General features: G+C 69.9%; 14 protein-coding genes. 7 read left to right on the top strand and 7 right to left on the bottom strand.

The features are described 5' to 3' along the window. The first annotated feature begins 71 nt into the window (after window positions 1-71). The 4 genes from tilS to folE all read left to right on the top strand — a co-directional run bounded on the left by tilS (window position 72) and on the right by folE (window position 4,793). Window positions 72-1,163 carry a tRNA lysidine(34) synthetase TilS gene (gene tilS, locus AB0I52_RS11190; protein WP_363071150.1) on the top strand — a complete coding sequence of 364 codons (1,092 nt, stop codon included), beginning with the start codon at window positions 72-74 and terminating at the stop codon, window positions 1,161-1,163. Window positions 1,164-1,261: 98 nt separating this feature from the next. After that, window positions 1,262-1,801, top strand: coding sequence for a hypoxanthine phosphoribosyltransferase (hpt, locus tag AB0I52_RS11195; protein WP_363071257.1), 540 nt, complete (start codon window positions 1,262-1,264; stop codon window positions 1,799-1,801). Between the two features lie 206 nt (window positions 1,802-2,007). Beyond that, entirely contained in the window at window positions 2,008-4,035 is a 2,028-nt protein-coding gene (ftsH, locus tag AB0I52_RS11200) for an ATP-dependent zinc metalloprotease FtsH (RefSeq protein ID WP_363071152.1), read from the top strand. 152 nt (window positions 4,036-4,187) lie between these two features. Then, window positions 4,188-4,793, top strand: a complete 606-nt coding sequence (gene folE / locus AB0I52_RS11205) for a GTP cyclohydrolase I FolE (protein WP_363071154.1) — start codon at window positions 4,188-4,190, stop codon at window positions 4,791-4,793. 292 nt (window positions 4,794-5,085) lie between these two features. Here the strand turns inward: folE and AB0I52_RS11210 are convergent, their stop codons facing one another. From AB0I52_RS11210 to AB0I52_RS11235, 6 genes are all read right to left on the bottom strand, one after another. Further along, window positions 5,086-5,568, bottom strand: a complete 483-nt coding sequence (locus AB0I52_RS11210; protein WP_363071156.1) for a DUF3180 domain-containing protein — start codon at window positions 5,566-5,568, stop codon at window positions 5,086-5,088. A 58-nt stretch (window positions 5,569-5,626) separates the two neighbouring features. Next, the gene (gene folK, locus AB0I52_RS11215) at window positions 5,627-6,238 is read right to left on the bottom strand and encodes a 2-amino-4-hydroxy-6-hydroxymethyldihydropteridine diphosphokinase (RefSeq protein WP_363071158.1); all 612 of its coding nucleotides are present in this window, start codon (window positions 6,236-6,238) and stop codon (window positions 5,627-5,629) included. Beyond that, window positions 6,235-6,594 carry a dihydroneopterin aldolase gene (gene folB, locus AB0I52_RS11220; RefSeq protein ID WP_363071160.1) on the bottom strand — a complete coding sequence of 120 codons (360 nt, stop codon included), beginning with the start codon at window positions 6,592-6,594 and terminating at the stop codon, window positions 6,235-6,237. Before folB ends, folK begins: the two co-directional genes overlap by 4 nt. A gap of 211 nt (window positions 6,595-6,805) precedes the next feature. Beyond that, window positions 6,806-7,288: a nuclear transport factor 2 family protein gene (locus AB0I52_RS11225; RefSeq protein WP_363071162.1), complete on the bottom strand. Its 483-nt coding sequence runs from the start codon at window positions 7,286-7,288 to the stop codon at window positions 6,806-6,808. Beyond that, the gene (gene folP / locus AB0I52_RS11230; RefSeq protein WP_363071259.1) at window positions 7,285-8,082 is read right to left on the bottom strand and encodes a dihydropteroate synthase; all 798 of its coding nucleotides are present in this window, start codon (window positions 8,080-8,082) and stop codon (window positions 7,285-7,287) included. Before folP ends, AB0I52_RS11225 begins: the two co-directional genes overlap by 4 nt. 93 nt (window positions 8,083-8,175) lie before the next feature. Next, window positions 8,176-10,017, bottom strand: a complete 1,842-nt coding sequence (locus tag AB0I52_RS11235; RefSeq protein WP_363071164.1) for a phosphatidylglycerol lysyltransferase domain-containing protein — start codon at window positions 10,015-10,017, stop codon at window positions 8,176-8,178. Between the two features lie 140 nt (window positions 10,018-10,157). Here AB0I52_RS11235 and AB0I52_RS11240 point away from each other — a divergent pair, with 140 nt between their 5' ends. Then, complete coding sequence (locus AB0I52_RS11240) at window positions 10,158-11,279, top strand: alpha/beta hydrolase-fold protein (RefSeq protein WP_363071166.1); 1,122 nt, start codon at window positions 10,158-10,160, stop codon at window positions 11,277-11,279. 63 nt (window positions 11,280-11,342) lie between these two features. Here the strand turns inward: AB0I52_RS11240 and AB0I52_RS11245 are convergent, their stop codons facing one another. Then, window positions 11,343-12,521 (bottom strand): betaine/proline/choline family ABC transporter ATP-binding protein, encoded by a 1,179-nt coding sequence (locus AB0I52_RS11245; RefSeq protein ID WP_363071168.1) that lies wholly within the window; start codon window positions 12,519-12,521, stop codon window positions 11,343-11,345. A gap of 131 nt (window positions 12,522-12,652) precedes the next feature. Between AB0I52_RS11245 and AB0I52_RS11250 the strand changes: the two genes are divergently transcribed. Both AB0I52_RS11250 and AB0I52_RS11255 read left to right on the top strand, forming a co-directional pair. Continuing rightward, window positions 12,653-13,366, top strand: a complete 714-nt coding sequence (locus tag AB0I52_RS11250; RefSeq protein WP_363029539.1) for an ABC transporter permease — start codon at window positions 12,653-12,655, stop codon at window positions 13,364-13,366. A 4-nt stretch (window positions 13,367-13,370) separates the two neighbouring features. Further along, window positions 13,371-14,045: an ABC transporter permease gene (locus tag AB0I52_RS11255; protein WP_363071170.1), complete on the top strand. Its 675-nt coding sequence runs from the start codon at window positions 13,371-13,373 to the stop codon at window positions 14,043-14,045. The last annotated feature ends 37 nt before the right edge of the window (window positions 14,046-14,082 follow it).

A 14,082-nucleotide genomic window follows, 5' to 3' on the forward strand; every position in this document is an offset into this window, starting at 1 on the left:
TGAGTGACGGCACTCTTTCCTGTCCCGGCACTCCGAGGCACCTCTCCGAAACTTCACGAAGGGCACCGGACATGGGTCCCCATCCTGCGGTCGCGGCGATACGCCTGGCGGTCCGCCGCGTACTCCACGACGTACTCACCGACTTCGCCGAACAGACCGAACGCGCTCCGCACGCCGGACGCGCCCCGCACCCCGAGCTCGCCGAAGCCGGCGCCGGCCGGCGGCGCGCCGCACTCCCCGAACGCCCCGGTACCCCCCTGGTGCTGGTGGCATGCTCCGGTGGCGCCGATTCCATGGCGCTCGCCTCCGCCCTCGCCTTCGAGGCCCGCAAACTCGCCGTCCGGGCCGGCGGCATCACCGTCGACCACGGCCTCCAGGACGGCTCCGACACCCGGGCCACCGAGGTCGCCGGCCGCCTCACCGCCATGGACCTCGACCCGGTCGAGGCCGTCGCGGTGCGGGTCGGCCAGGGCGGCGGGCCCGAGGCCGCCGCCCGCGACGCCCGCTACGCCGCACTGGACGCGGCGGCCGAACGCCACGGCGCCGCCGCCGTCCTGCTCGGCCACACCCGCGACGACCAGGCGGAGACGGTGCTGCTGGGCCTCGCCCGCGGCTCCGGTATCCGCTCCCTCTCCGGCATGGCCGCCGCGTCCGGCCCGGCCGGCCGCTACCGCCGCCCCTTCCTCCAGCTCGACCGGCAGACCGCCCGCAAGGCCTGTCTGGTCCAGTCCCTGACGGTCTGGGACGACCCGCACAACATCGACCCCGCCTACACCCGCTCCCGGCTGCGCCACGAGGGACTGCCCGCCCTGGAGAAGGCGCTGGGCAAAGGAGTCGTCGGGGCCCTGGCCCGTACGGCGCAGCTCTCCCGCGACGACGCCGACGCCCTGGACACCTGGGCCGCCGAGGCCGGCCGTGACGTACGCGACGAAGCGGGCCGGCTGGAGTGCGCCAAGCTCTGCGTCCTGCCGCCCGCCGTACGCCGCCGGGTACTGCGCCGCGCGGCCATAGAGGCGGGCTCCCCTGCCGGTTCCCTGTTCGCCCGGCACATCGAGGAAGTCGACCGTCTCATCACCGGCTGGCGCGGCCAGCAGGCCATCAACCTGCCCGGCCGCGTCGAAGCCCTGCGCCAGGGTGGCAGACTGGTGATTCGGCAGAGCTGACGCACAAGCGGCTGACATGCAGGCGAGCGGCCGCGCAGGTCCGGGACACCACCCGGACCCGGCAGGCAAAGAAAGAGACGCGGGTGAACGAGAAGGACATGGGCACCGACCTTCAGTCGGTGCTCCTCACCAAGGAAGAGATCGACGCGAAGCTCGTCGAGCTGGCCGCGAAGATCGACGTGGAGTACGCGGGCAGGGACCTGCTCCTCGTCGGTGTCCTCAAGGGCGCGGTGATGGTCATGGCGGACCTGGCGCGCGCCCTGTCCACCCCCGTCACCATGGACTGGATGGCCGTCTCCTCGTACGGCGCGGGCACCCAGTCCTCCGGTGTCGTCCGGATCCTCAAGGACCTGGACACCGACATCAAGGGCAAGCACGTCCTGATCGTCGAGGACATCATCGACTCGGGCCTGACCCTGTCCTGGCTGATGTCGAACCTGGGTTCGCGCGAGCCCGCCTCGCTGGAGATCTGCGCCCTGCTGCGCAAGCCGGACGCGGCGAAGGTAGCGCTCGACTGCAAGTGGGTCGGCTTCGACATCCCCAACGAGTTCGTCGTCGGCTATGGGCTCGACTACGCCGAGAAGTACCGCAACCTCCCCTTCGTCGGCACTCTCGCCCCGCACGTCTACGGCGGCTGACCAGGACGCGAGCAGACCCGCGCAAGCCGCGCCGACTCCGGGGAACCCTCACCGTTACCCCGCCGTTGAGCCTTCGAGGGCGGGTTTGACAGACGTCCCCGGCGGTCTTCGGTGACAATGCTGGGGTACCGTCCGAGGAACAGTCTTTACTCACACGCAGCATTTACCTACGGGCAGGAGGGACGGGGCGACTTCGCTCCGTATGGATGGACGTGAAGCGATACTTCCGTGGGCCGGTCATGTGGATCGTGCTGGCCGTCCTCGCCGTGGTCGTGTTGATGAATGTCGTCGGCTCGGGCGGCGGCTACAAGACGGTGGACACCGGCAAGGTGATCCAGGCGATCAGTAAGAACCAGGTGGAGCAGGCCAAGCTCACCACCGGTGACGATCAAATCCTCAAGATTGAGCTGAAGAACGGCCAGAAACTCTCCGGCGAGTCCGGCAGCAAGTTCCAGGCGAGCTACATCGGCAACCAGGGCGTCGAGCTGGCCGACACGCTGCAGAAGAAGTTCGAGAGCGGTGACATCGAGAAGGGTTACACCGTCTCGCCGTCGAAGCAGTCCCCGTTCGTCTCGATCCTCTTCTCGCTGCTGCCGTTCGTTCTCATCGTGGTTGTCTTCCTGTTTCTGATGAACCAGATGCAGGGTGGCGGCTCCAAGGTCATGCAGTTCGGCAAGTCCAAGGCCAAGCTGATCACCAAGGACACCCCGAAGACGACCTTCGCCGACGTGGCGGGGTCGGACGAGGCGGTCGAGGAGCTCTACGAGATCAAGGAGTTCCTCCAGGAGCCGGCGAAGTTCCAGGCCGTCGGCGCCAAGATCCCCAAGGGTGTCCTGCTGTACGGGCCCCCCGGTACCGGCAAGACGCTGCTCGCACGCGCCGTCGCCGGCGAGGCGGGCGTCCCGTTCTACTCGATCTCCGGGTCCGACTTCGTCGAGATGTTCGTCGGTGTCGGTGCCTCCCGAGTGCGTGACCTCTTCGAGCAGGCCAAGGCGAACGCTCCGGCGATCGTCTTCGTCGACGAGATCGACGCCGTGGGCCGGCACCGCGGTGCGGGCATGGGCGGCGGTCACGACGAGCGCGAGCAGACGCTGAACCAGCTGCTCGTCGAGATGGACGGCTTCGACGTGAAGGGCGGCGTCATCCTGATCGCCGCCACGAACCGGCCGGACATCCTCGACCCGGCGCTGCTGCGTCCGGGCCGCTTCGACCGGCAGATCGCGGTCGACCGGCCGGACATGCTGGGCCGGCTGGAGATCCTGAAGGTCCACCAGAAGGGCAAGCCGGTCGCACCGGACGTCGACCTCGGCGCCGTTGCCCGTCGTACGCCCGGCTTCACCGGTGCCGACCTGGCGAACGTGCTGAACGAGGCGGCGCTCCTCACGGCGCGCAGCAATCTGAAGCTCGTCGACAACGACATGCTCGACGAGGCCATCGACCGCGTCGTGGCGGGTCCGCAGAAGCGGACCCGGATCATGTCCGAGAAGGAGAAGAAGATCACCGCGTACCACGAGGGCGGACACGCCCTGGTCGCGGCGGCCTCACCTCAGTCGGACCCGGTCCACAAGATCACGATCCTCTCCCGCGGCCGCGCCCTCGGCTACACGATGGTGCTCCCGGAGGAGGACAAGTACTCCACGACGCGCAACGAGATGCTCGACCAGCTGGCTTACATGCTGGGCGGGCGCGCGGCCGAGGAGCTGGTCTTCCACGATCCGACGACCGGCGCTGCGAACGACATCGAGAAGGCCACCGCAACGGCCCGCGCGATGGTCACGCAGTACGGCATGACGGAGCGGCTCGGCGCGATCAAGTTCGGCGGCGACAACACCGAACCGTTCGTGGGCCGCGAGATGGGCCATCAGCGCGACTACTCGGAAGAGGTCGCCGCGCTGGTCGACGAAGAGGTCAAGAAGCTCATCGAGAGCGCGCACAACGACGCGTGGGAGATCCTGGTCGAGAACCGAGACGTTCTGGACGCACTGGTTCTCCAGCTCCTTGAGAAGGAGACCCTCGGCAAGGCGGAGATCGCCGAGATCTTCGCTCCGATCGTCAGGCGTCCGGCACGTCCGGCGTGGACCGGCTCCGCCCGGCGCACGCCGTCCACCCGGCCGCCGGTGCTCTCCCCGAAGGAGCTCGCCCTCACCAACAGCGCCACCACGGCGAACGGCACCTCGGTCGCGGACACGGTCCCCGGCACGGAGTCGATCCCCGAGGAGCGTCCCGAGAGCTAGCACCGGACCCGTGCGACCCCCCGTCACAGGGGGTTCGGCCCGGCCCGGAATGGAAGCCGCGCCCTCCAGGTTTAGCCTGTGGGGGCGCGGCTTTCGTATATCTGCGCGGATATGTCCACGCAGCTGACGGCTCAGAGGAACGAGGCACAGAGATGACCGACCCGGTGACGCTGGACGGCCAGGATTCGATCGGCGAGTTCGACGAGAAGCGAGCCGCGGCGGCCGTACGTGAGCTGCTCATCGCCGTGGGCGAGGACCCGGACCGGGAAGGGCTGCGGGAGACCCCGGGGCGGGTGGCGCGGGCGTACAAGGAGATATTCGCGGGCCTGTACCAGGCGCCCGAGGACGTCCTGACGACCACGTTCGACCTCGGCCACGACGAGATGGTGCTGGTCAAGGACATCGAGGTGTTCAGCACCTGTGAACACCACCTGGTGCCGTTCCACGGGGTGGCGCACGTCGGGTACATCCCGGCGACCAGCGGCAAGATCACCGGCCTGTCGAAGCTGGCCCGGCTGGTGGACGTCTACGCCCGGCGGCCGCAGGTACAGGAGCGGCTCACCACCCAGGTAGCCGAGTCGCTGATGAAGATCCTGGAGCCGCGCGGCGTCATCGTCGTGGTGGAGTGCGAGCACATGTGCATGTCGATGCGCGGTATCCGCAAGCCCGGTGCGAAGACACTGACCTCGGCGGTACGCGGGCAGCTCCGCGACCCGGCGACGCGTGCCGAGGCCATGAGCCTGATCATGGCGCGCTGACCGGTCCGGTACCGGCCCGCCCGACTCCCCGCACGTACGGCTGAGGGCCGGCGGATCGATGGGATCCACCGGCCCTCGGGCCCGCCTCACGCCCGCCGAAAGGCTTTGCGGGGTACTTGTACGTGGCGTGGGCCACGCTGTTCACGGGCCACCATGAGTCGGAAGCATTCTGGACCCGGGGGGCGGTATAGGGAGAGTATGCGAGTGGTGGCTCAGGGATCCTGTGATCCGGAATTCGAGATTCCGTAATCGGCCGTTCCGGTTTGCTGTCCGGAAGCGGCCCGGCGGCCGGTTACGCCCCCGCCGCGTTCTTGTTGTCGTCCTCGTCGTCCGGGAGCTTGCAGACGTGCTCCAGGAACAGGGCCGCCGCGATGACCGCGATGCCGGCCAGGACCGCGAAGCCGGCGTAGATCGCCTGGTCGCGGCGGGCCGGCATGTCGAGGGAGCCGAGCAGGAAGACGCCCGCGCCGCCGTACAGCCCGGAGACCAGGGCGACGACGAGGGCGCTGGCCTGGCCGAAGACCACGGCGCGGGCCGCCATCAGCGGTTCGACGCCCTTCGCTCCCGGCCGGCGCTCACGCTGGGCGCGCAGCCGGGAGCGGATGGAGAGCGCCGTCGCCAGCAGGACGACGGCGATCACCGCGAGCACGATGGGCGCGGCCAGCGGCACGCTCGGCAGGGTGCCGAGGGAATCCCAGAGGCGGGCGCCGCCCCAGGACAGCACCCCGGCAGCGGCGAAGAGGCCGGCCAGTACTCCGAGCCGTAGTTGCTTCACCGGGTGAGCCGCCCTTCGCCGCCTGTGATCAGTCCTGCTGTTCCTGTGAGCCTAACGACTACTCGGGCAGCCGGAGTTCCAGGTCGGCCCTGGGCAGTACGCTGCCGCGGCCGACACCGGCCAGCAGATCGGCGACCGGGCCGACGCCGGGCAGCTGGGCCGCGGGATCGACGTCGTGCCACGGGGCGAGGACGAAGGCGCGCTCGCGGGCCCGCGGGTGCGGAAGGGTGAGCACCGGGTCGTCGGAGACCAGGTCGGCGTACGCCACGATGTCGACGTCGATGGTGCGCGGACCCCAGCGCTCCGCGCGTACCCGTTCGAAGGCCTCTTCGATGGCCTGGCCGCGCTCCAGCAGGGAGGACGGGGGCAGCGTCGTCTTCACGACGACCACCGCGTTGAAGTACGACGGCTGGGAACCGGCCTCGACGCCCCACGGCTCCGTCTCGTACACCGGGGAGACCGCCTTGACCCGGAGGCCGGGGGTGTCCTCCAGGGCGTCGATGGCGCCCTGGAGGGTCTCCAGGCGGTTGCCGAGATTGGAGCCCAGGGAGAGCACGGCGCGTTTCGGGTTGGAGAGGGTGATGTCCGCGGCGTCCACCTGCTCCACCACGAAGGCGGGAACCGGCTGGACGGTCGGGTCGCTCTGCCCCTCGGTAGAAAATGCAGTCATGCTCGGCTCCGGGTGATGGTGATGGTGACGTCATCGAAGGGGACTGTGATGGGCGCATCCGGCTTGTGCACCACGACCTCCACCTCCTCGACTCCTTCGTGCTTGAGGCACTGCTGGGCGATGCGCTCCGCGAGCGTCTCGATCAGGTCGACCGGTTCGCCGTTGACGACGTCGACGACCTCCTCCGCGACCACGCCGTAGTGCACGGTCTTCGTCAGGTCGTCGGCGGCTGCCGCGGGACGGGTGTCGAGGCCGAGCACCAGGTCCACGATGAACGTCTGTCCCTCTTCCCGTTCCCGGGGAAAGACGCCATGGTGCCCACGGGCCTTGAGGCCGCGCAGCGCGACACGATCCACGCGAATCACTCCTGCTGTTGTTGGTCGTAGGGGCACGGGCCGCGTGCGGGCGGCGTCCTGCCCTCAGGGGAATCTACCTGCGGGCACCGACAGCACCCGCCCGTGGGGGCCACGGCGGACCGCACGGGGGCTGGTAGCCGCTGATACCCCGATGTGCCCGATTCCAATCCCTGAGAGCCGCATTTCGAGCCTCCACGGGGCTCTTACCCATTCAGGAGGGGGACTCTTCGTCCTCTTCCTCGCCGGTTTCGGCCAGTACGGGCGAGCCGTGGTGGGACCAGAGCTTCCAGCCGTCCGGAGTGCGCCGGAACACATTGGTGGCGACCACCAGCTGCCCCACGAGCGGCCCCAGCGAGCTGCCCTCCTCGGCCGGACCGCCGCTGAGGATGTTCTCGGTGCACGTGACCAGGGCGGTGTCGCCCGTCATGGAGACCCCGACGTCGGTCAGGAAGAACTGGATGTACTCGGTGTTCGCCATGATCAGGGCGTAACTGCGCAGCACCTCGCCGCGGCCGGTGAGCACCGGCCAGCCGGGGTGGACGCAGGAGACGGTGAGGTCCTCGCCGGGCAGCCAGAGCGCGGTGAGCTCGTCGAGGTCCCCGCGCTCCATCGCCTCGTAGAAGGCGGTGTTGGCCTGCTCGACCGCCTCGATGTCGGCGGCCGCTTCCGCGTGCTCGTCCTGTGACCCGTTCACGCGGCCCCCTCGACGGCGCGGGCGACGCGTACGGCGTCCGCGGTGGCCCGTACCTCGTGGACCCGGACGGCCCAGGCACCGGCACGGGCGGAGAGCGCGGAGATCGCGGCGGTGGCCGCGTCGCGTTCGCGGGCGGGTGGCGGGGCGGCGCCCGTTCCGGCCAGTACGTGGCCCAGGAACCGCTTCCGGGAGGCGGCGACCAGCAGCGGGCGGCCCAGGGCGTGCAGCGCGTCCAGGCGGGCGATGAGCGAGAGGTCGTGGCCGGCGTCCTTGGCGAAGCCGAGGCCGGGGTCGATCACGAGCCGTTCGGCCGCGACACCGCCCGTGACCACGGCGTCCATTCGGATCCGCAGCTCCTCGACCACCTCGGCGACGACGTCCCCGTACACCGCCCGGCCGTTCATGTTCTCGCTGAAGCCGCGCCAGTGCATGACGACGAAGGGCACCGCGGCGGCGGCGACGACCGGGACCATGTCCGGGTCGGCGAGCCCGCCGCTCACGTCGTTGACGAGGACCGCTCCCGCGTCGACGGCCTGCTCGGCGACCCGGGCCCGCATGGTGTCCACGGAGACCGTGACCCCTTCCGAGACCAGCCCGCGGACCACCGGGATCACCCGGCGCAGCTCCTCGGACTCGTCCACCCGGCTGGCGCCGGGGCGGGTCGACTCACCGCCGACATCGACCAGGTCGGCGCCCTCCCCGACCAGGTCGAGACCGTGCTTGACGGCCACCGTGGTGTCGAACCAGCGTCCCCCGTCGGAGAAGGAGTCGGGGGTCACATTGACGACACCCATGACCGCGCAGCGGTCCCACTCCGGCAGGCCCTGGACCGTGCCTCGTCCACGCAACGTACTCATACGACCAGCGTAGGCCCGCCCGGGGGCCCCTCACGCCGCGTGGGCGCCGTGCTCCCCGGTGGTGGCCGGCTTGTGCGCGCACGGACGCCGTCCGCCGCCCGGCAGCCTGCGGGCCAGCGGGCGGGGGAGCGCGAAGCTGACGAACCCCTCGGCCTGCATGGCCGCCAGGGAGATCCGGGGCAGATCGCGGGCGGCGCGGTAGACGACGAAACGGGGCTCCCAGCGGGGCCGGAACTTGGCGTTGAACTTGTACAGCGACTCGATCTGGAACCAGCGCGACAGGAAGATCAGCAGGCCGCGCCAGACCCGCAGGACCGGTCCCGCGCCCAGCTTCTCGCCGCGGGCCAGCGCGGAGCGGAACATCGCGAAGTTCAGCGAGACGCGGGTGATGCCGAGCCGCGGCGCGGCCTGGAGGGAGGCGACGATCAGCAGTTCGTTCATCCCGGGGTCGGCGGCGCGGTCACGGCGCATGAGGTCCAGGGACATGCCGTCGGTGCCCCAGGGGACGAAGTGGAGCACGGCCTTCAGATCGCCGTACGGGGACTCGGCGCTCTGCTCGTCGGCCTTGTGGGCGGTGGCGATGAAGCAGTCCCCGTCGGCGCCGTCACCGATCCGGCCGAGCGCCATGGAGAAGCCGCGCTCGTTGTCGGTGCCGCGCCAGTCGGCCGCGGCCCGCCGGATGCGGGCCAGTTCGGCCTCGCCGATGTCGGCCACGCGCCGCACCCGGGTCGTGTACCCGCCGCGCTCAATGCGCTTCACCATCTGGCGTACGTTGCGCATCGCACGTCCGGCGAGGGAGAAATCCGCGACATCCACCACCGCCTCGTCACCGAGTTCCAGGGCGTCGAGTCCGGTCTCGCGGGTCCAGACCTCGCCGCCGGTCTCGCTGCAGCCCATCACGGCGGGCGTCCAGGAATGGGCCCTGGCCTCGTCCATGAACCGTTCGATGGCGCCGGGCCAGGCCTCCACGTCACCGATCGGGTCGCCGCTGGCCAGCATCACGCCGGACACCACGCGGTAGCAGACGGCGGCCTTGCCGCTGGGGGAGAACACCACGCCCTTGTCGCGGCGGAGCGCGAAGTGGCCGAGCGAGTCACGGCGGCCGTGCCGCTCCAGGAGCGCGCGCAGCCGGGCCTCGTCGTCCTCGGTGAGGCGAGCGGCAGGATGTTCGGGGCGGAACGCGAGGTAGATCGTGGTGACGGCGGTCAGCAGGCCGAGCGCGCCGAGCGAGTAGGCCACGGTCCAGGAGGTGACACCGGCGTACTCGACCGGGCCCTCGAAGCCGAACAGGCCGTACAGCACGTGCTGGAGCCGGTCCGCGATGCTGGGGTTCCCGACCAGCCGGCCGGGGTGGACGCTGACGATGATCAGGCCGAGGCCGAGCGAAGCCGCGCCGAGGAGGACGAAGTTGGCCAGCGCCCTCCAGCGGCTGCGCGGGTCGGGGAGCGCGGCGAATTCACTCCGGTGACGCACCAGCAGGTAACACAGCGTCAGGGAGACGAGCACGCCCAGCACCGAGTGCCGGTAGACGAACTGGGACAGCGCACCGGCCGGGAGCAGCACGACGGCCGCCCGCCAGGCCCGTCGCTTGTGCCGCTTGAGGCCGTGCGCCAGGAGCAGCAGCAGGACGCCGACGCTCAGCGAGAGCGCGGCGGCGAAGGGGCCGAGGGCGCCTGGAAGGACCTCGGCGAGGGTGTGCATCCGGCTGTGGCGGAAGCGCGGGAAGACGCCGGAGGCGACGTCGATCAGGCCGACTACGGCGCAGGCGGTGCCGACGAGCACCGGTACGGACTCGGGTCGCGGTCCGCGCACGAACTTGCGTGCGCCATTCGGAACCGATCCCGATTTATCCCCATCTAGCGTGACAGACATCGCTTCCCGTGGTTCCGCGAGAGATTTTCGGAGTCCGTCGGCCGGAGCCCTGCGGACGATGTGCGACCTCTAGGACGAGCCTTCCGGGCTGCGGGTTCACCCGTGTCCCGGAAATTTCCTGACAAGAAAGTTCAACCGTCATGGGCCTTACCGGCAAGGCAGTGCTGATCCTGGCGATCGCGCTGGCCGTCGTGCTGTTCGCCGTCACGATCTGGCTCTGGCCGCGGTTCGCCCGGCGCAGTGTCCGCATGGTGTTCGGCAGGGTCGGCCTGCTCCTGGCGACCCAGGTGGCGGTCTTCGCCTCGGTCGGCCTGATGGCCAACAATACGTTCCTCTTCTACGGCTCCTGGGCGGACCTGTTCGGCCAGAAGCAGGATCTGGGCGTGGTCACCGACCATGCCGCCGGGACCCTGGCCGCGAAGAACATCGTCCGGGTGGGGACGCAGCGGCCGGATGTGCCGGGCGGATCGCTGGCCACCAGGGGCGGCCGTATCGACAAGGTCGTGATCGCGGGGCGGCACTCCGGGATCGAGAGCTCCGCGTACGTGTATCTGCCGCCGGAGTACTTCCAGGAGGCGTACGCCCGGCGGAAATTCCCCGCGGTCGTGGTGCTCACGGGCTACCCGGGCACTTCGGAGAACCTCCTCAAGGGGCTGCGGTACCCGCGTACGGCACTCGATCAGGTGAAGGCGGGGCGGTCGCAGCCGATGATCCTGGTGATGCTCCGGCCGACGCTGGCGCCGCCGAGGGACACCGAGTGCGTGGACATAAAGGATGGTCCGCAGACCGAGACGTTCTTCGCCCAGGACCTGCCGCGGGCGATCTCGGCCGGCTACCGGGTCGGCAAGCGGGCCCGCAACTGGGGCGTCATCGGCAACTCGACCGGTGGCTACTGCGCCCTGAAGCTCGGGCTGCACCACCCGAACCGGTTCGCGGCGAGCGCGGGGCTCTCCGCGTACTACAAGGCCGCCGAGGACCCGACGACCGGTGACCTCTTCCACGGCGACCAGCGGGCGCGTGACCACGCCGACCTGCTGTGGAACCTGGACCACCGGCCGATGCCCGACTCGTCCTTCCTGGTGACGACCTCCCGCCACGGCGAGTCGAACTACAAGGACACGAAGAAGTTCCTGGCCAAGGTGAAGGCGCCCGCGCAGGCCTCGTCGATCGTGCTCGCCAGCGGCGGGCACAACTTCAACACCTGGCGCCGGGAGATTCCCGCCGCCCTGGAGTGGATGAGCAGCCGGCTCAGCGAGAACTGAGTCGGGCGGCGCCGGGCCGGGCCGCGTCCTGGCCCCCCGAGGCCTCGCGCTCGAAGTCCGCGCTCACAGCCCCGCGGTCTTGGCCACGCTCTCCACGGCCACCTCGGCACGCGGCACGGCCCGGTCGTCCGCGTCGATCGACCTGCGCAGCGCCTCATGGAGGCGGGCCGGGGTGAGCACGCCCAGGAACCGGCCCGCGCTCTCCTTGTCGATGACCGCGATCCAGCCGGCGTCGTGCTGGAGCATGGTGGCGAACGCCTGCTTGAGCGGGGCGCCGACGGGCAGCCAGGCCTCCATTCGGCGGGCGTGCTCCCGGACCGTTCCCTTGGTGGCGGTGAGCGCGTCACCGGCCGGGATCCAGCCGTGCAGATGGTCGTCGCCGTCCAGTACGACGGCCCAGCGCGCGCCCTCGGCGCGCAGCCGTCCGGTCGCCGCGGCCAGCGGGTCGTCGAGGTGGACGACCGGCGGCTGATCGAGGTCGCTCTCCTCGATCGGGGTGACCGAGAGCCGCTTGAGGCCGCGGTCCGCGCCGACGAAGTCCGCGACATAGCCGGTGGCGGGGGCGCCGAGCACGGTGGCAGGTGAGTCGAACTGCTCGATCGAGCCCTGTCCGTAGACGGCGATGCGGTCGCCGAGGCGGACGGCCTCCTCGATGTCGTGCGTGACGAACAGCACTGTTTTGCGGACCTGGGCCTGAAGCTTGAGGAATTCGTTCTGCAGCCGTTCCCGGACGACCGGGTCGACCGCACCGAAAGGCTCGTCCATCAGCAGCACGGGCGGGTCTGCGGCCAGCGCCCTTGCCACGCCCACGCGTTGGCGCTGACCTCCGGACAGCTGTTCCGGATATCGGTCGCCATAAACGGAAGGATCGAGTCCGACCAGGTCGAGGAGTTCCGCCGCGCGTGCGCGGCCCTTTCCGCGTTTCCAGCCCAGGAGATGGGGAACGGTCGCGGTGTTTTCCAGGACCGTTCTGTGCGGAAACAGACCGACCTGCTGGATCACGTAGCCGATACGCCGGCGCAGCTGGACGGGGTCGATGGCCGATATGTCGTCCCCGTCGAGGAATATCCGGCCCTCGGTCGGTTCGATCAGCCGGTTCACCATCTTCATGGTGGTCGTCTTGCCGCACCCCGATGGCCCGACGAGCGTGACGAGTTCGCCCTCGGCGACCTCGAAGGAAAGATCGTCGACGGCGGTGGTGCCGTCCGCATACCGCTTGGTGACGTGCTCGAAACGGATCATGGTTCCCCATTGTGGCGCGTGTTATGTGAAGGACATGTTGCTGGAATACAACGGCTTCCGTGATTGTCAGTGGTCGAGGATAGGCTCGCCGGACATCAGTACGAGTGGGCGATCGGGAGGTGGGGGACGAGATGGCCGCACAGAACTGCCTGGTGACGAACGACTGGATCTGCGGGGAGTATCTGCGTTCCCGCAGCCAGGAGTTGACCGACGCCACGGTCCAGCACATCTGGATCACCGCGGTCTCGGTGGCGATCGGGGTCGCCGTGGCATTCCCGCTGGCACTGCTCGCCCGTCGCAGCCGCCGCTTCGCCGGACCGGTGCTCGGGCTGACCACGGTGCTCTACACGGTGCCGTCGCTCGCGATGTTCTCGCTGCTGCTGCCGCTCTTCGGGCTCTCCGCGGCGCTGGTCGTCACCGGGCTGGTGCTGTATTCGCTGACCATTCTCGTGCGGAACATCCTGGCGGGTCTGGAAGCGGTGCCCGAGGAGGCGAAGGAGGCCGCGCGGGGCATGGGTTACGGGCCCGCCAGGCTGCTGTGGGAGGTGGAGCTGCCGCTCGCGATGCCCGCGCTGATGGCCGGGATACGGATTGCCACGGTCTCCACGGTCGCGCTGACGACGATCGGTTCGATCGTCGGCCGGGGCGGCCTGGGCAACCTCATCGACGACGCCCTGCCGAGCTTCTTCAAGGCCCAGGTGCTGGCCGCCTCGGTGCTCTGCGTACTGCTCGCGGTCGTCGCGGACCTGCTGCTGCTCTGTGTGCAGCGGCTGCTGACCCCGTGGACCCGCATATCAAGGACCCACGACGCCGTGGACGCGGCCGGCACGGCGAAGGCGGTCTGACCCCATGGGAGTTCTCGGCGAGGCCTGGACCTGGCTCACCACCGGCGCCAACTGGTCCGGGGAGAGCGGGGTGTCCCACCGGCTCGGTGAGCACCTGTACGTGAGCGGGGTGGCGCTCGCCCTGGCCTGCGCCATAGCACTGCCCGTCGCGCTCTTCCTGGGACACATCGGGAAGGGGGGCGCGCTGGCCGTCAACATCTCCAACGTGGGGCGGGCGGTCCCGGTCTTCGCGGTGCTGGCGCTCTTCATGGTCTCGCCGCTGCGCAACAGCGGCTACGTGCCGACGATCATCGCCCTGGTGCTGTTCGCCGTGCCGCCGCTGCTGACCAACGCCTACGTCGGGATGACCGAGGTGGACCGTTCGGTGACGGAGGCCGCACGCGGGATGGGCATGTCGGGCCCCCAGCTCTTCGTCCGCGTCGAACTGCCGCTGGCCTACCCGATGATCATGACCGGTCTGCGCTCGGCCGCGGTCCAAGTGGTCGCCACGGCGACGATCGCCGCGATGGTCGGCCAGGGCGGTCTCGGCCGGATCATCACCGCCGGCTTCAACACGTACAACACCCCGCAGGTGGTCGCGGGTGCCCTCCTGGTCGCCGTGCTCGCCCTGCTGGTGGAGACGGTGCTGGTCGCCCTCGACCGGGTGCTGTCACCGCTTCGCCGCCGCCGGACGGCGTGAGCCCGGCCCGCTTTCGTAACCGACATTGCATATCGCA

The organism is Streptomyces sp. NPDC050423 (assembly GCF_040655445.1).
Classification (GTDB): domain Bacteria; phylum Actinomycetota; class Actinomycetes; order Streptomycetales; family Streptomycetaceae; genus Streptomyces.